Genomic DNA, 20259 nt, shown 5'->3' with positions numbered 1-20259 from the left:
CTCCTGCATATGCAGTCTACCACTAAAGGATAGTTATCTTTTTGAGGGCGATCACCAAATAAAATTCTATTTGATTCGGTTTAAGTTGGATTTTTACTCTTCGGTGGAATGGATATTTATTCCGAGGAACTTGGCATAAATATCCATTGATATTAGGGGACTGTGGTGTGCGTGATAATAGTGCTAAGGGTTAGCGAATTTCACTCATGATCTCGCGAGAGAATACTTTTTCACAGTAATGGCATTTTAGCTGCACATTTTCCTGTTTTAGCTGCACTTTAAAGTGACTTTCGACAGGCTCACCGTGTGAAATACAGTTGCTATTTGGGCAAGCGAACACACTGTTGATTTGATCTGGCAGCACCAGGGTTAGCTTATTGACGACTTTGTACTCTTCAATTTGATTCACGGTCGCTTGCGGAGCATACAGAGCCAATTGATTGGCTTGTTCCTTAGTCAGAAAGATGTTCTCAATCTTGATCAGATCTTTATGGCCCAGTGCGGATGAAGGCAAATTTAGCCCTATCGTGATGCGTTGCTCGGTTTTGTGTAATTTAAACAGTTTGAGGATCTTGATCCCAAGGTGAGCAGGGATGTGGTCAATGACACTGCCGTTACGAATGGCTTCTACTTGTAGCTGAGTTTGTTTAACCATGACTGTTTCTCCTGCTTATAAAGTGTCGTTAAGAACTAGGGCTAGTAAAGCTTCACGTGCATACACACCGTTTTCAGCTTGTTCGAAATAGTAAGCGTGTGGTGTTTTATCGACGTCGGTTGTGATTTCATCGACACGTGGTAGTGGATGCAGCACCTTCATGTTTTGGCGAGCGTCTTTCAGCGTATCAGCCGTTAGAATGTAAGCGGATTTCATATGAGCGTATTCTGACGCATCAAAGCGCTCTTTCTGTACGCGTGTCATGTACAGAACATCCAGCTCTGGCACCACATCTTCAATGCTGCTGTGCATGCTGTATTGAATGCCCATCTCTTCCAGTTCTTCACAGATGTAATCCGGCATGGCTAACACTTCTGGTGCGATAAAGAAAAAACGTACGTTGTTGAATTTTGACAGTGCTTGTGTCAACGAGTGCACGGTGCGGCCATATTTTAGGTCACCAACGAATGCCACATTGAGGTTGTCGAGTGTGCCTTGCGTTTCGTAAATCGAGAACAGATCCAACAAGGTTTGAGTCGGGTGCTGGTTTGCACCATCGCCGCCATTGACAACCGGAACACCGTTAGAAAATTCAGAGGCTAAGCGTGCAGCGCCTTCTTGTGGGTGACGCATCACAAAGGCATCGACGTAAGAAGAGATAACCTGCACCGAATCGGCCAGGGTTTCGCCTTTTTTCGCCAATGACGTGTTACCGCCATTATCAAAACCGATGACGGTACCGCCTAGGCGTTGAACAGCGGTTTCAAATGAAAGGCGAGTTCGAGTTGAAGGCTCAAAGAAGCAGCTTGCCACCACCTTATTTTTCAACAGCTCTGGATTTGGCTCGGCTTTGAGTCTTGCTGCAGTATCGACGATAAGCTCCAGTTCATCGCGAGAGAGCTCTGGAATGGAGATGATGTGCTTGTTAAATAACGAATGCGCCATAACGGGTCTTCCTTTTTTATGCATACAGTCAAATTGCGGACAAAAAAAAGCCCCCTAAAAATAGGAGGCTTCGAAACGATCAATAGAGCAAAATAAAAATGATACCAACGCCATTCTTTGACGTGTCGTTTGACAATTATGTGCGACAGAATTGCGGTTCATTTTTTGCTCTCTTAAGACAAATTGCGGAGGATTATACTGAGATAAAAATACCATGCAATACTTTCTGTAAAGTATTCATTTAATAGATTTTTATGCGAGATAGTGTCTATTTGTTGAGGCTGTTTAAGTCTTTGTTAGGACTAAAAATCTCTAGGTTTATCGGGTCGTAACATCTTCGGGTGTGTGAAAAAAAATGCGGGTTTTATCCAAGGTCAAAATCCCAAGAACGCCACCCGCATTTCCCTGCTAAGGCACTTCACTTGTCAATGTCTTGTGAACAAGTGCGTGCTTCATTTCTTAACTACCTAATGTCGCTACCATGACTGCTTTGATAGTGTGCATGCGGTTTTCTGCTTCATCGAAGACGATTGAGTATTCAGATTCAACCACTTCATCGGTCACTTCAACGCCATCTTTTAGTTGCGGATATTCAGCAGCAAGCTGTTTACCAACCGTAGTATCTTCGCCGTGGAACGCCGGTAGGCAGTGCATGAATTTCACATGCGGGTTGCCTGTTGCCTTGATCATATCCATGTTGACTTGGTAAGGCATCATTAGGTTGATACGCTCAGCCCATGCTTCTTTTGCTTCGCCCATCGATACCCAAACATCGGTGTATAGGAAGTCACAACCCTGCACGCCTTCTTGAACATCTTCTGTTAGCGTGATTTTGCCGCCCGTGTGTTCTGCGATTTCACGACATTGAGCCAATAGCTCTTCTTGTGGCCAGAATTGTTTTGGAGCAACAAGGCGAATGTCCATGCCCATTTTCGCCGCGCCTACCATCAGAGAGTTACCCATGTTGTTGCGAGCATCACCTAGGTAAGCAAAGCTGATTTCATGCAGTTGTTTACCACGACCGTATTCCGTCATAGTGAGGAAGTCAGCCAGGATTTGTGTTGGGTGGAATTCATCAGTCAGGCCATTCCATACTGGCACACCAGCGTAAGCGCCTAGCTCTTCAACGATTTCTTGACCGAAGCCACGGTATTCAATGCCATCGTACATACGGCCAAGAACGCGAGCAGTGTCTTTCATTGATTCTTTGTGGCCAATTTGAGAGCCTGATGGGCCTAAGTAAGAAACGCGAGCGCCTTGGTCGAATGCCGCTACTTCAAATGCGCAGCGAGTACGAGTTGATGTTTTCTCAAAGATAAGCGCAATGTTCTTGCCAGTCAGTGTTGGCTGTTCGTAACCGTTGTACTTCGCTTTTTTGAGTTCCATTGAAAGATCCAACAAGTGTTGAATTTCGCGTGGAGTGAAATCTAGTAATTTTAGGAAGTTACGATTGCGTAGGTTAAAAGCCATGATGTATTCCTTCTTAGATTTAGGCGCTTTCTTGTTACAGGGAAAGAAAAGTCAAGAAAGCGCGATTCAATTTTTAAGTTAAATTTATTTTGTTCGATTGGTTCTATTTTTTTACAAGGTTATAGAAACTTGTTAGCACATTAATCTTTAGTGATATTGGTACCCGCTAGGCCTTGCAGGATTTGCAAACCATCTTCGAGTGCGCCGATACCGACCACCTTGCCGCCTTGCTGAATGAATTCGCACGATGCTTCAATTTTTGGCCCCATGGAGCCGGCATCAAATTCGAATTGCGCCAGTTCACTTGGTGTGGTGCTACGCAGTGCGTGTTGAGTTGGTTTGCCCCAATCAAGGTAAACCGCGTCCGCATCAGTCAAGATAAGCAGCGCATCCGCATCCAGTTGTTTTGCCAAGAAAGCCGCAGACATGTCTTTATCGATAACCGCTTCGACACCGACTAATTTGCCGTTTTCTTTCTTCACTGGGATGCCACCACCGCCAGTACAAATCACAAGATGGCCCGCATCGATAAGTTGGGTGATCGCTTCGTGCTCAACAATGCCAGTAGGACGTGGGCTTGGTACCACGCGACGGAAGTGTTGGCCGTCGGGTTTTACGATCCAGTGGAATTTCTCAGCTAATTCACGCGCTTCCGCTTCTTCGTAGATCGGGCCAATCGGCTTGGTTGGATCAGCGAATGCAGGATCGTTTGGATCAACGGTCATTTGCGTCAACATGCACGAGATGTTGCGGTCAGGCAGGTAATTCTTGAACTCTTGCATCAGCATATAGCCGATCATGCCTTGTGTTTCACTGCCCAAGACATCCAGCGGATACGGGTTTACTTTTTTGTATTCCAAACCTTGCAGAGCAAGTAGGCCAACCTGCGGGCCATTACCGTGTACTAGAACCACGTTGTACACTTTCGCGATTTCAGAGATGGTTTTAACAGCGGTTTCAATATTACGGCGTTGAACATCGGCTTCTAACGGTTCACCGCGACGAAGTAGGGCATTACCGCCGAGTGCAACAACAACTGTTTGCTTAGTCATAATTGTGTTCTCTCATTTTGGCCAAGTTGAAACGATTTAAGATCGTTCAACTTGACCGTTTCGTCTTAGTGATTAGATACCATCACGCTCAATTGGGCAGCTCATGCAGCGTGCGCCACCGCGACCGCGGCCCAGTTCATCTCCTGGAATAGGAAGAACGGTGATGCCTGCTTTGTCGTATTTCTCGTTGGTGTAAGTGTTGCCTTCGTAGCCGATAACTACGCCTGGTTTCACTGTAAGAACATTGTTCGCGTCATTCCACTGCTCACGTTCTGCGTGGAAGTTGTCACCACCGGTTGTGATAAGGTTTAGCTTGTCTACGCCAAGTGCTTTCTCGATAGCCGTTACGAAGTAGCCTTCTTCTTTGACGTTAACTGCGCCCGACTCATCGCCAGTTAGGCTCCAGCACTTCACATCTTTACGTACCACTTCTGGGTAGACAGAGAAGGTGTCTTCGTTCATGTGCGTCATTACGGTATCTAGGTGCATGCAAGAACGGTGTTTCGGAAGCTCCATCGCAATGATCTGCTTCGCCTGGCCATGTTTGAATAGGCCTGATGCTAAGTGCTCAACACCTTGTGCGGTGGTACGTTCAGACATACCGATAAGTACTGTGCCGCGACCGATAACCAATACGTCACCGCCTTCGATGGTTGAGTTGTCGTAGTGGATGTTTTCGTCATCGCCAAAGTATTTGATGAAGTCTTGGCCGGCGAATGTTGGGTGCCAGCGGTAAATTGCGCGAACATGGTTTGTTTCACGTTGACGAGCAGGTTTCGCCATCGGGTTGATAGAGACACCACCGTATACCCAGCAAGAGGTGTCGCGTGTAAATAGGTGATTTGGTAGAGGTTCGATAATGAAGTCTGTTGGTGCGTGCATGCCTTGCATCATCGAAGAAGACGTCATTGGCATTTCAGCGTAAGACAGGCCACCGGTTAGAATTTTGGCTAATTCCAAATTTGGCAGATCGCCTAGGTAGCAGCGCACATCATTGGCGAAGGTTTTACCCAAACGGTAATCAGATACCTGGCAGTTTAATAGCCAATCTTTCGCTTCTGGCACTGCTAGTGTATCAGCGAGCAGGTCAGTAAGAAGAAGAACTTCGACACCTTGATCACGTAACGTTTGAGTAAATACGTCATGCTCTTGACCTGCACGCTCAACAGCCAGTACGTCATCAAATAGCAAATCGTGACAGTTAGAGGGTGTTAGGTGAGTCAGTGCACGTCTCGGGCGGTGAACTAGAACGCGGCGTAATTGACCTATTTCAGAACCAACATAGAACTTACTCATGATCGTCTCTCTCTTATATATTTGAATTACTTTTATCGCTAAGAGTAATTATTTATTTTCAGTTGAGAATAATGAATTATTTATTCATATCTCTTGTCTGGAATTAATATTACGCCTGTTGGTCAGGTATTCTTAGAGATCTATCACAAATCGTTTTTTATCCCGCAGCCCTTTAAGAATAAGGGTTTTAACAAACTTTATTCACTTTGGTTTATTGTGTGCTGACTCTAAATAGTTAAATGAGGGGGAATATTATGCATGTATTGTTCGCTAAACTCGCTAGAATGTAATTTGTTAGGGATTATATGCAAGATGACCTTATTGATAAGGTCTGGATTAGAGTGGAAGTATGCAATGTTAGTATTTATATATTTAATTTTCAAAGCTGAATTAATTATTCGTTAACAATTTAAATGTTAATTAAGTTATTGTGATCACACTTTATAAATGAGTGTTTTAAGCTGTTTAACTATAAAAGTTCCTGTCTATTACCTATGTTTTTTTTGTGCTAAATATAATTAGAGATAATAAGTGAATAAATATCCCCCTAAATATAATGGCAAAGAATAGTCGGTATTTTGGGGACATCAATGTTGATGATTAAGTGCTGATTTATTCTCTGCTGCAGGTGTTAGAACCGTTTCAATGTATGCGACTGAGGTGGAGAGTAGAGAGGCTTTAAATGAAGTGTGTGACGCCTGTGAGACTGTTTCGGTGATTGGTGTTGGATTTGATAGCAATAAAAAAGCCGCTGAGACAGCGGCTTTGAGTAAGAAGGTAAATTAGATGGGGCTGGCTTAGATTAGCGCACCAATACTGAGGGCAATAATACAGAACACCATTAAAATACCGATTAATGGCATCACCCATTTAACCCATCGTACATAAGGCACGCGAGCAATCGCCAAGCCACCCATGACGACCGCAGAGGTTGGAGTAATCAAATTCACCAAGCCAGATGCCGATTGGTAAGCGGTGATAACAAGTTCACGACCTACACCCGCAAAGTCGGCCAGTGGTGCCATGATTGGCATGGTGAGCACGGCTAAACCAGACGTTGACGGCACTAAGAATGAAAGTAAAATCTCTAATAAGAACATCACGTTAATAAAGATAACGGAAGAAAGTCCGGTGACCATTTGTTCTGCAGAGAAGAGAATGGTGTCAGTGATCATACCGCGGTCCATTACGACCACAATACCACGTGCGATACCAATGATAAGTGCAACACCCAGTAGGTCTCGCGCACCATCAATAAAGCTAGAAGTAAACTCTTCCTCGCTCATTCGAGACACAATACCGACAATAATGGTTGCAGCTAAGAACATCGCTGAGATCTCAGCCATCCACCATCCAGCAACCGATACACCGTAAATCATCACGGCGAAAGAGCCACCGAAGATAGTGAGAATCAACTTACGCGTTGTGGTGAATTCCAGTTTTTCTCCGCCGGTGTTGCCAAGAAAGTGGGCTTTATTCTCTTCGTATTTGTCATACACAATGGATTTAGAAGGGTCTGCTTGGACCATTCTTGCATAACGCATAACATAGGCGACACAGATGCCCCAACCAATAATGAGCATGACAATACGTAAAACAATACCGTCAGTAAATGGAATACCAGAGGCGTTGGCGGCAATAACGGTTGCAAATGGGTTAATGGTTGAGCCTAGCACCCCAATCCCTGCACCAAGTAACACGGTCGCAGCCGCTACTAGAGGGTCAAAACGTGCTGCCATCATTACAGGCACTAGCAATGTATAGAAGGGCAGTGATTCTTCCGCCATGCCGTAGACGGTACCGCCAGCAGCAAACAGTGCCATCAGAATCGGTATCATCAACTCCTCTCGCCCTTCGAGTCGGGCGGTGACGCGTTCAATACCGGCATCAATGGCGCCGGTTTTAGTCACGAGGCCTAAGAAGCCACCAATGATCAAGATGAACAGAGAGACGTCAATAGCTGCGGCTTCATAGCTATTGTGGTCGTAGAAACCGTCAATCGGTGCGAGCAGTACGTCAATCACACCTTGAGGGTTGCCTTCTACCGCTTGATAGGTTCCGGTAACCGGGACTTCTCGGCCTAATTCTTCATTCATGGTTCGGTCGTATTGGCCTGCTGGAACAATCCAGGTAAGTAGGGCTACGAGTGCAATAAGAATGAATAAGATGGTGTAGGCAGAAGGGAATTTAAAGTTGGCAAAGAAGCCGCCCTTTTTTTTCTCGCTTGGTATCGTCTGAGTCGTCATGGCTATCTCCTTACATCATCTAAAATAGGATTGATGTGAATTAGCGAATAATGATTTATAGATCGTAAATATAGTTAAACTTATAAATAACCTAACGTTGTTAGATTTAAATTTAAGCTGTTTTATATTTAGTAACCCGAATGAAGATGTATTAATTTATCTGCAGCTATTTTATTCTTTATGATGTTATTTAAGTTTGGGTCTGTTCACAAAAATAGCGGTCCATAAATGGGTGAGAACATTGAAAAAAAACGGCAAGGTTTTTTGGTTAGTTAGCTTGGATTAATATTCGAGTTGGGATGTTTGAATGCGTGGAGAGATTGGTTTGTTAGGCCTTTTGGAGTGTCTGTTTGAATAATCTTGGAATTTTATTCAAACATTACTTTTGTTAGGTTTTTAAATTTTATAATGTTTATTTGATGCGCATCAAATAAACGCATTGCTCAAAATGAAAAAGGAAGCCGAAGCTTCCTTTTTGAGTTTTAAGTTGTAATGAGTATTAGATAAATAAGCCGCCGAATGCAAAGCCCAATGCAACGGCCGTACTGATTGTCGCCACACCTGGAATGAAGAATGGGTGATTAAATACGTACTTACCAATGCGTGTTGATCCCGTATCATCCATTTCTACTGCAGCAAGCAACGTTGGGTAGGTTGGTAATACGAACAGCGCACTGACCGCAGCAAAAGAAGCGACTGCTGTTAGTGGGGCCACGCCAATCGCTAGCGCGGCTGGCATCAGTGCTACGGTTGTTGCACCTTGAGAGTAAAGCAGCATAGAGGCGAAGAACAGAACGAGAGCGAGCATCCATGGGTAGTCAGCCAGCAGAGCACCAGCAACATCTTTGATTTCAGCCACATGCGCGTTGACAAACGTAGAGCCAAGCCAAGCCACACCCAATACGCATACACACGCCGTCATACCCGAGCGGAAGGTTGGTGCCGAAGAAATCTTCGCGGCATCAATTTTAGTGAATAGAACGATTGCCGCTGCCGCTGCCAGCATCACCGACATGATCGCTTCGTTGCGACCGAGCGCAGGGTTTTCAATCAAGCCAACAGAATTCGAGATGGCCGCCGCGTAGCAGACAACAAAACCGATCGCTGCTAGGAAGATGTAGGTCGCCTTCTTCGCTGTTGGTAGAATTTCACGCTTCTCTTCAGTTGCAAGCTTGATCAAACCTTTCTCTAGACGTTCTTGGTAAATAGGATCGTCTTTGAGTTCACTGCCCATGTAGTTCGCGACAATCGCACCAACCATACAAGCGACGAAAGTCGTCGGGATGCAAATCATTAACAGGGTTAGGTAATCGACACCAAAAGGGGCAAGCATCGTTGCGAAAGCGACAACTGCGGCTGAAATCGGTGAGGCTGTGATAGCGATTTGAGAGGCAACAACTGCGATAGAAAGGGGACGAGAAGGACGAATGCCTTGGCCTTTTGCTACTTCAGCGATGACAGGAAGTGTTGAGAATGCGGTGTGACCCGTGCCTGCCATGAGTGTCATGACAAAGGTCACCATTGGCGCATAAAAGGTGATACGTTCAGGATGTTTTCGTAAAAAATTTTCCGCAATTTGTACTAACCAATCCATACCCCCAGCCACTTGCATGGCCGCAATCGCAGTAATGACCGACATGATGATCAAGATGACATCAACCGGAATGAAAGATTGGCTGGTTGGAACTCCCAAAACAAGAGATAGGGCAATGACGCCAGCACCGCCGGCAAAACCGATACCGATACCGCCAATTCTGGCCCCCAAAAAGATAAAGAGCAGGACGACAAACAGTTCTACTGCAATCATAAGTAATACCTCATTTTAGATTTTATTATGTGAAGATTCGTCGATGGAATATTGACATAATAGTTCGATTGTTCAGATTGAATGGAGCAAAAGGGCGGCTAAGTGAAGCGCATAAGGACAATGGTGTTAATTGTGTCGTTGTCTAAAAAAGGGCTCCGTTTGGAGCCCTGTCGACAGACTTACTCGTAGCGTTTTGCTTTATATTGAGGGTGCATCAAGTTTTCAACAGAGAAAATGTCATCAAGCTCTTCTTCGGTTAATAAACCGCGTTCTAGAACCACATCACGTACACTCTTACCTGTTTCTGCACAGATCTTACCAACAATGTCACCTTCGTGATGACCAATGTATGGATTGAGGTAAGTGACGATTCCGATAGAGTTAAATACGTGTGCTTCACATACTTCTTTGTTCACCGTAATGCCGTCTACACACTTGTCGCGCAAGTTCACACAAGCGTTGGTCAGGATGTCTAGAGACTCAAACATGCTTTGTGCAATAACGGGTTCCATTACGTTCAGTTGCAGTTGACCGCCTTCTGCAGCGAAAGAAACCGTGTTGTCGTTGCCTAGAACTTTGAAGCAAACTTGGTTTACGACTTCTGGCACTACTGGGTTTACTTTAGCAGGCATGATTGAAGAACCCGCTTGCAGTTCCGGTAGGTTTAGCTCGTTCAGGCCGGCGCGTGGGCCAGAAGAAAGCAGGCGTAAGTCGTTACAGATTTTAGACAGTTTAACCGCTAGACGTTTAAGTGCACCGTGCGTCATTACGTATGCGCCACAGTCAGAGGTTGCTTCGATTAAATCTTCAGCTGCAACACACTCTAGGCCGGTTACTTCTGCGAGGTGTTTAACGGCTAGGCCTTGGTAACCCGGAGCTGCGTTCAGACCGGTACCGATAGCTGTTGCGCCTAGGTTTACTTCAAGCAGTAGTTTTGACGTATATTCTAGGTTTTTGATTTCTTCATTGATGGTTACCGCCCAAGCGTGGAACTCTTGGCCTACCGTCATTGGAACTGCGTCTTGAAGTTGAGTACGACCCATCTTCAAAATCGTGTTGAATTCTTGGCTCTTAAGTTCGAATGCTCCTTTTAGATATTCGATAGAGTCAATCAGTTTACGAACACTGTTGTAAACCGAGATACGGAAACCCGTTGGGTAAGCACAGTTTGTAGATTGGCTGCGGTTTACGTGGTCGTTCGGGTTGATGAACTCGTATTGGCCTTTTTCTTTGCCCATAAGTTCAAGTGCCACGTTCGCAACAACTTCGTTCGCGTTCATGTTTACAGAAGTACCTGCACCACCTTGGAATACGTCCGATGGGAACTGATCCATGCACTTACCTGTGTCTAGAATGAGGTCACAAGCTTCGATGATGTATTTAGCCACGTCGCTTGGAATGACACCTAACTCTTTGTTTGCTAAAGCCGCCGCTTTCTTAGTCATCACCATGCCGCGAACGAATTCAGGCACGTCTGAAATCGTTACATTTGAGATATTGAAGTTTTCAACTGCGCGTAGAGTGTGGATGCCGTAATAAGCATCAGCGGGAACATGACGTTGACCTAAAAGATCTTCTTCGAGACGAGTGGCTTGTGGAGCATCAATGTGAGCTTCTGATAGAGTAGCCATAACAGGATCCTTAGAGAATTATTCTGAGTATTTAGTAAGTTATTAGCCTATTCTGTGTGCAAATACTCCGTTCGCTAGAATATTGGGCTGATAAATCCGTCCTGACTTATGTGGCACATAATACTGTACTTAGCGTATAAAAAAAGTAACTTGATCACCTTTTTGGTTTTTGTTTCGTCAATATTTAACAAACTTATTCCGGGTCAATAAATACGTCTATTTACAGGATAAATTTGAGATTATGAGGGCTTTAAGCGTACACTGGATGCAACAAAGGAGGGCGTGTGTTTCCTATCTTATTATTACTCTTTATCTTCGTACCCATCATTGAGATTGGGCTATTTATTCAAGTTGGTGGCTTCTTAGGATTGTGGCCAACGATTGCGTTAGTATTGGTGACGGCTTTTGTGGGTGCGTCGCTTGTGCGTAGCCAAGGTATTCAGACACTAATGTCTGTGCAAGGTCGACTACAACAAGGTGAAATGCCAGCGCAGCAGATTATTGAAGGTGTGATGCTTGCGGTTGCCGGTGTATTGCTGCTGACTCCGGGGTTTATGACGGACGCTATGGGGATGTTGGTATTACTACCAGCACCAAGAGCGATGCTCGCGAAGAAAATGATGGAAAAAATGGTGGTTAAAAATATGTCTGGCGGCTTCCATACCGGAGGTCAAGGTGGATTTGGTCAAAGTCCATTTGGACAAGACCCATTTAATCGCGACCCATCTGACCAATCAAACAATGGCAACACCTTTGAGGGTGAGTTTGAGAAGAAAGACGACGACAATGATCGCAACCGCTTAAATTAATTGCATCTCTCTTTAATATAGAGAAAAACAGAAAAGGCGCTTACCTTTATCCTTCGCCAGATTGTGATAAGGGGAAGCGTCTTTTTTGATTGCGTTTGCTGACCATTTATTGCGTTTGCTGGATATGGCCAGCGGGTGCCGATATGGAAGCGAGTGAGCTTTCGGTTATACCGCGCCTTCAAAGCCCATTTGTCGCCACGCTTCGAACGCGATGATGGCAACGGCGTTAGACAGATTTAGGCTACGCGCATCTGGCATCATTGGAATACGAATGCGTTGTTCCATTGGCATACTTTCGATGAACTCTGCAGGCAAGCCGCGTGTTTCAGGGCCAAACATCAGTACATCGCCGGGCTGGAATGTCGCATCAACGTGGTGGCCTGTCGTTTTCGTGGTGCAAGCAAAGATGCGGAAGTCACCTTCACGCTCATTCTCTAGGTACTCAAGGAAGGCGTCTAGATTCTTGTGGCGTTGCACTCGCGCAAGGTCATGGTAATCCAAACCAGCACGACGTACTTTCTTCTCTTCAAAATCAAAACCAAGTGGCTCAATTAGGTGTAGGTTCGCGCCACAATTAGCCGATAGGCGGATGATGTTACCCGTATTGGGCGCAATTTCTGGTTCGTATAGAGCGATATCAAACATGTTGTTTCACAAGAATAATCAAAGATAGTCTGAGTATACGGTGGCAAGCTGAGTGAGTACAGTTTACCACCTCGCGGTTCAGTGAGAATGAGGTCTTCATTGACCATTGATGACTGGCCTTAACTTGGACAATGACCACACTCTCTATTTTGGGAAGTCATATCGGGTTATTACACGGGTAAGATCGGTAGACAGATCTTTAGCTGTAACCCACCGAGCTGGCTATGGCTTGCCGCGATGGTTCCGCTGTGTTGGCGAATCGCACTTTCTGTAATGGTTAGGCCAAGCCCAGTGCCGCCTGAGTTACGATCACGAGCGGTAGATACACGGTAGAAAGGTCTAAAGATAGAGTCCAGTTCATCCTCTGACACACCATCCCCATTATCATTGACACAAATCGTCAACTGGTCTTGTTGAACACTGAATTGCACATCCACGTGGTCTTTACCGTAGTAGATGGCATTGCGAGTAATATTGTCTAGCGCACTCATTAACAACTTTGGGTTGCCTGAAATAGAGCGATCTGGGATGTCTGAGAAGACTAGCTGCTTACCCATTTGTTCTGCTTCAAACTCTGCGTCTTTTAAGATCTCTTCCCATAAGCTCGACAAGGGTTGCACTTCTCGAGTGATATGACTATCGACTTGCATACGAGATAAAGTTAAAAGCTCACTGATCATCTGCTCTAAACGTTGTGCTTCAGTATCGATACGTTCGAGTTCTTGACTGTCGCCTTGCTTACGTATTGCTAGTGCATTGGCCATGCGTAGTCGAGTTAATGGAGAGCGTAATTCATGGGATATATCAGACAGTAAACGTTGCTGCCCTGACATCATCTGATTCACGGCTTCGACCATTTGGTTAAAACTCTCACCGGCTTGTCTGAACTCTGAAGTGCCTTTTTCCAGTAGAGGATCGACTTCAAACTGACCTTTCGCAACGCGTTGTGCTGCGAGTTCTAACCGTCGTGCGGGTTGGCTTAGTGCCCAAGCTAACCAAAGTAATAGTGGGGTGCTCGCCAGCATCACGGCAAGTAATAGTTGTAACGGTTTATCAAACAGCCTCAGTAAAAACGGTGGGGGCTGATTCCACTTTATTCCAGCATACATTAGTAGCTCTTCACCGGCGAGTGTGATTGGAACAGGCCCCGCGATCATGTAGTGTCCGTACAGCTTTTGTTTTGGTTCCTCTGGATTATCTATCAAGGTAACAAAGTTACGAATCGCTTTTTGCTTGTAGTCAGACTGTCTTTTCGAGGTCAGAACATTACCTTCTCGGTCCGTTAAGTAGATACGTGGGCGAGAGTCTTTGTGGTTCTGATGCATTTCGAGCTGGAAGATAATCTTGCCCAAGTTTGGCTCCCTTGCGTAGCGATTTTCTGCACCCTTAGCGATGCGTTCTAATTTATTGAGATGATCGGTAGGGACACTGCGAGCGACTCTTGGGTCTAAATGTGGCAATGACAGTACCGATATAAGCACCAGTAACATGGTGAACCAAAAGATGGCAAAGATACGTCCATATAAGCTGGTGATTTTGGGGATACGCATTAATCCTCCTCCACCAATAAATAGCCGCGGCCACGTAAGGTTTTGATACGAGATTTACCGTCACTTCGTGCTGGAATTTTTTTTCTCAGATTAGAGATATGCATATCAATCGCGCGGTCAAATGCCGCCAGTCGTTTACCTAACACATCTAAGCTTAATACCTCTTTCGTGATCACTTGCCCCGGGTTTTGGATTAGGTGGCTCAGCAAGGCAAATTCAGTCGTGGTGAGATCAATGATTTGACCGTTACAGTAAGCCTCTTGTTTCCCCGGAAAGACCTCGATGTCTTGGTATTGGATGGTGTCGTTGTTCGATTTAGGTGTCGCGTTGTTCTGCGTTCTGCGCAAGATAGCTCGAATGCGCGCGAGCAGTTCACGGTCGCTGAACGGTTTTGGTAAGTAATCATCTGCACCTAACTCAAGCCCTATGACACGGTCGATCTCTTCGCCTTTTGCGGTCAGCATCAGCACTGGCGTTTCCCAGTTTTCTCTCAGTTTCTTTAGTGTCTCCATGCCATTGAGGCGCGGCATCATCACATCCAACAGAATCAGATCAATCTTATTATTAATGGCTTCGAGTCCGGCATAGCCGTCATTAGCTTCAAAAACAGTGAAGCCCTCAAAGCTCAGAATATCGTTAAGTAAGCTGGTTAATTCTGTGTCGTCATCAATCAGAAGAATGTTTGCCATAGGGAAGCCTTAATCGGTTATTTACGTGTTAATAATACTGCTAATTATTCGTCAGCTTGTACTCTTTACGATTCTTTACGCTTTCTAAACGTCACTTTACGAGAGAAAGACTAATCTATATCTACGCGCTGAGAAAAACGCAACACATGAATGATTATACTGAATTGAGGCAAAGATTATGAAAATGACGAAGAAACTTGTACTAGTCGCTGCGGCACTTCCACTGATGTTAGGCACAGCAAGTGCGTATGCATACGGCGGTGGCGATAAAGGTGACCATAAAGGTATGCATGGTATGCACAGTAAGTGTGGTGATTTCGATAAGAAAATGATGCGCCAACTAGACTTGACTGATGCTCAAAAAGACCAGTTAAAAGAGATGCGTGAGGCTAATCGTGCCGAGATGAAAGCACAGCGCGGTGAAAACAGAGCTGGAAAAATGGCGCAAATGAAAGCTCACCATGAAAAAGTTCAAGCATTGGTTTTGGCCGACAACTTTGATGAGGCTGCAGCAAACGACCTTGCAAGCCAAATGGTTAAAAAGCAAACTGAGCGTCGCGTCGCCATGCTTAAGAAGCAACATCAAATGATGAGCGTACTAACCGCTGAGCAAAAAACGCAACTGAAAGAAATCCAACAAGAACGCATGACTCAGTGTACTGATAAAATGGAAAAGCGCATGAACAAAAAGAAATAATTCATGCGATACAAAACTGACTGAATGACAGTCTCAAAAATAAGCGGCCGTGTGCTGCTTTTTTTGATCCTGAAAAATGAATGTATTACATCATGGCCGTCATATTCAATTGGGTATTTGCAAGTTATACTTCGTAATATCAGTCACTTTATAGTCAGTTTATGAAACAAGAATACGCACGTTTAGTTACGCTCGCCGCTTGGGCTGCCACCATCATCGCCTCTATATTATTGGTTGTGAAGGTTGCAGCTTGGTGGGTGACCGGTTCCGTCAGCTTACTCGCTTCTGTGGTTGACTCATTGTTGGATATTGCCGCTTCAGTGGTTAATCTTGTGGTCGTTCGTTACTCTCTACAGCCGGCCGATAAAGAACATACCTTTGGCCATGGTAAGGCGGAGTCTCTCGCCGCATTAGCACAAGCCATGTTTATTTCTGGCTCCGCTTGTTTTCTTATTCTTAATGGTATTGAACGCTTCTTTAGACCCCACGAGTTGAATTCTCCTGAAATTGGTATCTACGTCAGCGTCTTCGCAATTGTAATGACTTTTGGTCTGGTTCGGTTTCAAAAGTATGTCGTGAAAAAAACGGGCAGCCAAGCGATCGCAGCCGACTCACTTCATTATCAATCAGACCTTTATATGAATGCGGCGATTATGCTTGCGTTAGCACTGAGCTGGTTTGGCATTGGTCAAGCGGACTCGGTGTTTGCGATTGGTATCGGTATCTACATTCTTTACAGCGCTTACCAAATGGCGATGGAAGCGATCCAATCACTGTTAGATAGAAAACTACCTGATGAAGAGCTTAAACAGATCAAGGAGACGGCGTTGAGGGTGGAAGGCGTGTTGGGTGTCCATCAATTACGGACGCGCCGTTCGGGGCCGATTCGATTCATTCAATTGCATCTAGAGCTTGAGGACCATATCCCTTTGATTGAAGCACACCGTATTTCTGACGAAGTAGAAGCTAAGCTTATTTCAGTTTTTCCGGATGCTGATGTATTAATTCATCAAGATCCGTATTCGGTTGTATTTGGACCAGAGAAACAGCAGAAATTGCATTCATGGTAATGATTTTCAAAAGGTGTTCGTAAATGGCAAGTCGGGTGCTTTTCAACTAGAGTGAGTAACGAAACCCCATTCGTTGGTGAGAAAAACACCATATAACAATTAATGTTGATTCTGATATGAATCAACAAAGTTATTGAGTAAAACTGTAATACTCTTACAGAAGTAGAAATGTTACATAATTTTACGCGATTTGAGTGCTATTCCTGTTGAGGAAATGTAACATAACGCACAAATATAGATTTAAAATCTTGTTGATATACAATCAGCAATAATAAGAATTGAATAATAGATTCCCAAAAATCGAGGGTGAGCATGATTAAGAAGATCGGTGTTTTGACCAGTGGTGGTGACGCTCCAGGCATGAACGCAGCAGTTCGCGGTGTAGTTCGTACAGCACTATCCGTTGGCATTGAAGTTTACGGCATTTACGATGGCTACCAAGGCCTTGTTGAAGATCGTATCGAAAAGCTTGACCGTTCAAGCGTATCTGACGTGATCAACCGTGGCGGTACTTTCTTAGGTTCGGCACGTTTCCCTGAGTTCAAAGATGTTGCCGTTCGTGAGAAAGGCATCGAGAACCTTAAGAAGCACGGTATCGAAGCACTGGTTGTTATCGGTGGTGACGGTTCTTACATGGGGGCTAAGAAGCTGACTGAGATGGGTTACCCATGTATCGGTCTTCCAGGCACAATCGATAACGATATCGCGGGCACTGACTACACAATCGGTTACCTAACAGCGCTTAATACTGTTATTGATTCAATCGACCGTCTACGTGACACGTCTTCTTCTCACCAACGTATTTCGATTGTTGAAATCATGGGTCGTCACTGTGGTGACCTTACGCTTATGTCAGCAATCGCGGGTGGTTGTGAGTACATCATTACTCCAGAGACTGGCCTAGATAAAGAACAGCTTATCAACAATATCCAAGATGGTATTGCGAAAGGTAAGAAGCACGCAATCATTGCTCTAACTGAGCTAATGATGGATGCTAACGAACTGGCTAAAGAGATCGAATCTGCAACGGGTCGTGAAACGCGTGCAACGGTTCTTGGTCACATCCAACGTGGTGGTCGTCCTACTGCATTTGACCGTGTACTGGCTTCTCGCATGGGTAACTACGCTGTTCACCTTCTTCAAGAAGGTCACGGTGGTCGTTGTGTTGGTATCGAGAAAGAAGAACTGGTTCACCACGACATCATCGATTGTATCGAGAACATGCAGAACCCAGACCGTTCTGAGCTGTTCCGCGTTGCAGAAGAGTTGTTCTAAGCCACGCTTAGCATTTGCTTAAAAGTATTTAAAAACCGCTGATTGTTCAGCGGTTTTTTTGTGCCTGTCGTCTGAGGTTTCAGGAATGACAGGTAATAAAAAAGGCCAACCTAAGTTGACCTTTCATCTAATCTAAACGGTGACGTTTACATTAAGCTTTTGCTTCAGCCGCTGCTTTAGCGATAGCTGCGAAGCTTTTCGCGTCTAGAGCTGCGCCGCCAACTAGAGCACCGTCGATGTCTGGTTGTGCGAAGTAAGCTGCTGCGTTTTCTGGCTTAACAGAACCGCCGTATTGGATAACAACTTTCTTAGCAACTTCTTCAGATTTCTCTGCGATGTGTGCACGGATTTGAGCGTGGATGCGTTGTGCATCTTCAGCTGTCGCTGCTTTACCAGTACCGATAGCCCAGATTGGTTCATAAGCGATGATAGCGCCTTCAAGAGCTTCAACACCTTGAGTGTTGATAACTGCGTCAAGTTGACGAGCACATACTGCAACCGTTTCGCCTGCTTCGTTTTGAGCTTCAGATTCACCGATACAAAGAACAGGAGTAAGACCGTTTTCTTTTAGGAAAGCGAATTTCTTAGCGACGAACTCGTCTGATTCGTTGTGGTATTCACGACGCTCAGAGTGACCGATGATGATGTGAGAAGCGCCGAACTCTTTAAGCATAGCTGGAGACATGTCGCCAGTGAAAGCACCGCTGTTGTTTAGGTCAGAGTTTTGAGCACCTAGAATGATCGCGCTGCCCGCTTCAGTCAGTGTGCGTTCCGCAAGATCAACAAAAAGTGCTGGTGGAGCAACTGCTACGTCTACGCCTGTTACGCCTTCAAGTTCAGCGTTAAGACCGTTTAGTAGTTCAACAACCATTTCTTTGCTGCCGTTTAGTTTCCAGTTACCCATAACTACAGGATGACGCATAAGGATATCTCCAAAGTATTTAAATAAATCGAATGTAAAAAAGTAAACTTTATTACGAAATAATATAACAGATTAATACCAACAGATCATGACTGTGGTCATGACTTTCTTGGATCTTACTCATTGGTCAGAGTAGATTTTGAGCATATATCAGTGATCCGACAGACAGAATAATAGCGAACTTCTCGGATTTTTCATCGTTAGTTGCTATTAAGGGACAAACGATTGCATTAATAACAGGAAGTAACCATGCCGAATTTAGTTCTGGAGTACTCCAACTCAGTGGATGAGCGAGTGAATATTCAAGGTTTACTGGAAGACCTCCATCAAGTTGCACTCACTTGTGGCTTGTTTGATATCCCATCGATTAAGTCGCGTTCATTGCGTTGTCATAATTGGTTGGTCGGTGAGGAGGAAGATAGTGTAGACTTTATTCATATCAGCTTTGAGCTACTTTCGGGACGAACGGAAGAGCAAAAGCGAGAATTGTCACGTGCATTGATGATAACCTTACAAGAGCAAGCTAGCCATGTGAGAAGTTTAACGGTGAACATTCGTGATATGGACAAAGCGTGCTTTCAAAAAGTAATCAACTAACCATTGCTGCTGACTTTTAGCGGCGTACAAATTTGAGTATTTAAGATGTCGATGAAAGATTTACTGCTCTCTTTCAGAGGGAGAATTGGTCGTAAGACTTATTGGATTTGGAATATTTTCTATTACATAGCGATCACTGGCTTTGCTTCCGGTATTTCTGTTTTGTTCCCAGCTTATTCTTATATCCTACTACCAACCTTCTTAATCTTGCTTGCGGTCCCAGACCTTGCCGTGACCGCTAAGCGTTGGCATGATCGCAATAAGTCAAACTACTGGTTGCTGTTGAATGTGCCTCTAGTACTGGGTCGTTTAGCTTCGCCAATGGCTGCGACCACAACCGACTCGGTATCGCCAATGAATATGGTAGCGACGGTTGCGGCACTCGTGTGTGGCTTATGGATTTTGATTGAGTGTGGCTTGTTGAAAGGCACAGAGGGCCGCAATAATTACGGTGAGGCTCCCGTTTAAAAGCGGAATGGTAGATAAGTGAAAAGGGAGCATTGTCTCCCTTTTCTTTTAAGGCGTTTTTGTTTTTAACTTATTTCGACTTTTAGTACATTTTGGGTTCGGTATTCGGCTTAAAAGGCACCACATTTTTAGGTTCAGGTTCTTTAAAACCGCAATGACCTTTGAGAGCCGCTTGGAATTTACAGACCTGACAGCGCAACTCTTGCATGAGCACGACATTGGTGTGGTGTGGGTTTTTACAACGGCTAACCACTAAATCGATATGACTTTGTTGAGCGCGAAGCCTGTCTTGCATGGTCTCTGATGCTGAGCAAATCATTTGTTCACACATCTTGTGTTTGAATTGATTGAACGCAGTCGGGTTGCTTTTTGCGAGTTGGACGAGTTCATCAAAAGGAGGCAGTTTTTGATCTGGGTGGGGAGGTCGCATCATTC

At 44.8% G+C, this 20259-nt stretch carries 19 protein-coding genes; 6 read left to right on the top strand and 13 right to left on the bottom strand.

What is annotated here, in order from left to right:
- Positions 1 to 190 precede the first annotated feature (190 nt).
- The 8 genes from pyrI to aspA all read right to left on the bottom strand — a co-directional run bounded on the left by pyrI (position 191) and on the right by aspA (position 11102).
- Positions 191 to 655, bottom strand: a complete 465-nt coding sequence (pyrI, locus tag OCU36_RS12795) for an aspartate carbamoyltransferase regulatory subunit (RefSeq protein ID WP_261838305.1) — start codon at positions 653 to 655, stop codon at positions 191 to 193.
- 15 nt (positions 656 to 670) lie between these two features.
- A complete protein-coding gene (gene pyrB, locus OCU36_RS12790) occupies positions 671 to 1600 on the bottom strand; it encodes an aspartate carbamoyltransferase (protein WP_261838304.1) in 930 nt (309 codons plus the stop codon).
- Positions 1601 to 2059: 459 nt separating this feature from the next.
- Positions 2060 to 3070, bottom strand: coding sequence for an ornithine carbamoyltransferase (locus tag OCU36_RS12785; protein WP_004729719.1), 1011 nt, complete (start codon positions 3068 to 3070; stop codon positions 2060 to 2062).
- Between the two features lie 140 nt (positions 3071 to 3210).
- Positions 3211 to 4122, bottom strand: coding sequence for a carbamate kinase (gene arcC, locus OCU36_RS12780; protein ID WP_261838303.1), 912 nt, complete (start codon positions 4120 to 4122; stop codon positions 3211 to 3213).
- 72 nt (positions 4123 to 4194) lie between these two features.
- Entirely contained in the window at positions 4195 to 5418 is a 1224-nt protein-coding gene (gene arcA / locus OCU36_RS12775; protein ID WP_261838302.1) for an arginine deiminase, read from the bottom strand.
- A 797-nt stretch (positions 5419 to 6215) separates the two neighbouring features.
- Positions 6216 to 7664: a YfcC family protein gene (locus tag OCU36_RS12770; protein ID WP_261838301.1), complete on the bottom strand. Its 1449-nt coding sequence runs from the start codon at positions 7662 to 7664 to the stop codon at positions 6216 to 6218.
- A 499-nt stretch (positions 7665 to 8163) separates the two neighbouring features.
- Entirely contained in the window at positions 8164 to 9471 is a 1308-nt protein-coding gene (locus OCU36_RS12765) for an anaerobic C4-dicarboxylate transporter (protein ID WP_261838300.1), read from the bottom strand.
- A 179-nt stretch (positions 9472 to 9650) separates the two neighbouring features.
- Positions 9651 to 11102, bottom strand: a complete 1452-nt coding sequence (aspA, locus tag OCU36_RS12760) for an aspartate ammonia-lyase (protein ID WP_261838299.1) — start codon at positions 11100 to 11102, stop codon at positions 9651 to 9653.
- Positions 11103 to 11386: 284 nt separating this feature from the next.
- On the opposite strand from aspA, the gene OCU36_RS12755 reads away from it, so the two are divergent.
- Positions 11387 to 11911, top strand: a complete 525-nt coding sequence (locus OCU36_RS12755) for an FxsA family protein (protein ID WP_261838298.1) — start codon at positions 11387 to 11389, stop codon at positions 11909 to 11911.
- Positions 11912 to 12076: 165 nt separating this feature from the next.
- Here OCU36_RS12755 and OCU36_RS12750 read toward each other — a convergent pair whose 3' ends face one another.
- From OCU36_RS12750 to OCU36_RS12740, 3 genes are all read right to left on the bottom strand, one after another.
- Positions 12077 to 12556 carry a tRNA (cytidine(34)-2'-O)-methyltransferase gene (locus OCU36_RS12750; protein ID WP_261838297.1) on the bottom strand — a complete coding sequence of 160 codons (480 nt, stop codon included), beginning with the start codon at positions 12554 to 12556 and terminating at the stop codon, positions 12077 to 12079.
- A 170-nt stretch (positions 12557 to 12726) separates the two neighbouring features.
- The gene (gene cpxA, locus OCU36_RS12745) at positions 12727 to 14106 is read right to left on the bottom strand and encodes an envelope stress sensor histidine kinase CpxA (protein ID WP_261838296.1); all 1380 of its coding nucleotides are present in this window, start codon (positions 14104 to 14106) and stop codon (positions 12727 to 12729) included.
- On the bottom strand, positions 14106 to 14795 hold the full coding sequence (locus OCU36_RS12740; protein WP_261838295.1) for a response regulator: 690 nt from the start codon (positions 14793 to 14795) through the stop codon (positions 14106 to 14108). The genes cpxA and OCU36_RS12740 overlap by 1 nt, the downstream gene beginning before the upstream one ends.
- Positions 14796 to 14973: 178 nt before the next feature.
- On the opposite strand from OCU36_RS12740, the gene OCU36_RS12735 reads away from it, so the two are divergent.
- The 3 genes from OCU36_RS12735 to pfkA all read left to right on the top strand — a co-directional run bounded on the left by OCU36_RS12735 (position 14974) and on the right by pfkA (position 17837).
- Positions 14974 to 15492 (top strand): CpxP family protein, encoded by a 519-nt coding sequence (locus OCU36_RS12735; protein ID WP_261838294.1) that lies wholly within the window; start codon positions 14974 to 14976, stop codon positions 15490 to 15492.
- Between the two features lie 161 nt (positions 15493 to 15653).
- The gene (gene fieF, locus OCU36_RS12730) at positions 15654 to 16562 is read left to right on the top strand and encodes a CDF family cation-efflux transporter FieF (RefSeq protein ID WP_261838293.1); all 909 of its coding nucleotides are present in this window, start codon (positions 15654 to 15656) and stop codon (positions 16560 to 16562) included.
- Between the two features lie 312 nt (positions 16563 to 16874).
- Positions 16875 to 17837, top strand: a complete 963-nt coding sequence (pfkA, locus tag OCU36_RS12725) for a 6-phosphofructokinase (protein ID WP_261838292.1) — start codon at positions 16875 to 16877, stop codon at positions 17835 to 17837.
- 151 nt (positions 17838 to 17988) lie between these two features.
- On the opposite strand, the gene tpiA is transcribed toward pfkA, so the two are convergent.
- Positions 17989 to 18759 carry a triose-phosphate isomerase gene (tpiA, locus tag OCU36_RS12720; protein WP_146492416.1) on the bottom strand — a complete coding sequence of 257 codons (771 nt, stop codon included), beginning with the start codon at positions 18757 to 18759 and terminating at the stop codon, positions 17989 to 17991.
- A gap of 249 nt (positions 18760 to 19008) precedes the next feature.
- Between tpiA and OCU36_RS12715 the strand changes: the two genes are divergently transcribed.
- Together OCU36_RS12715 and OCU36_RS12710 are read left to right on the top strand one after the other, a co-directional pair.
- Positions 19009 to 19356, top strand: coding sequence for a 5-carboxymethyl-2-hydroxymuconate Delta-isomerase (locus OCU36_RS12715; protein WP_261838291.1), 348 nt, complete (start codon positions 19009 to 19011; stop codon positions 19354 to 19356).
- A 45-nt stretch (positions 19357 to 19401) separates the two neighbouring features.
- Positions 19402 to 19824: a DUF805 domain-containing protein gene (locus tag OCU36_RS12710; RefSeq protein ID WP_261838290.1), complete on the top strand. Its 423-nt coding sequence runs from the start codon at positions 19402 to 19404 to the stop codon at positions 19822 to 19824.
- Positions 19825 to 19906: 82 nt separating this feature from the next.
- Here the strand turns inward: OCU36_RS12710 and OCU36_RS12705 are convergent, their stop codons facing one another.
- Complete coding sequence (locus OCU36_RS12705; RefSeq protein WP_261839739.1) at positions 19907 to 20254, bottom strand: DUF3135 domain-containing protein; 348 nt, start codon at positions 20252 to 20254, stop codon at positions 19907 to 19909.
- Positions 20255 to 20259: the final 5 nt, after the last annotated feature.

This window comes from Vibrio artabrorum (genome assembly GCF_024347295.1).
Classification (GTDB): Bacteria; Pseudomonadota; Gammaproteobacteria; order Enterobacterales; family Vibrionaceae; genus Vibrio; species Vibrio artabrorum.
This window is presented reverse-complemented; position numbering and strand designations above follow the sequence as displayed.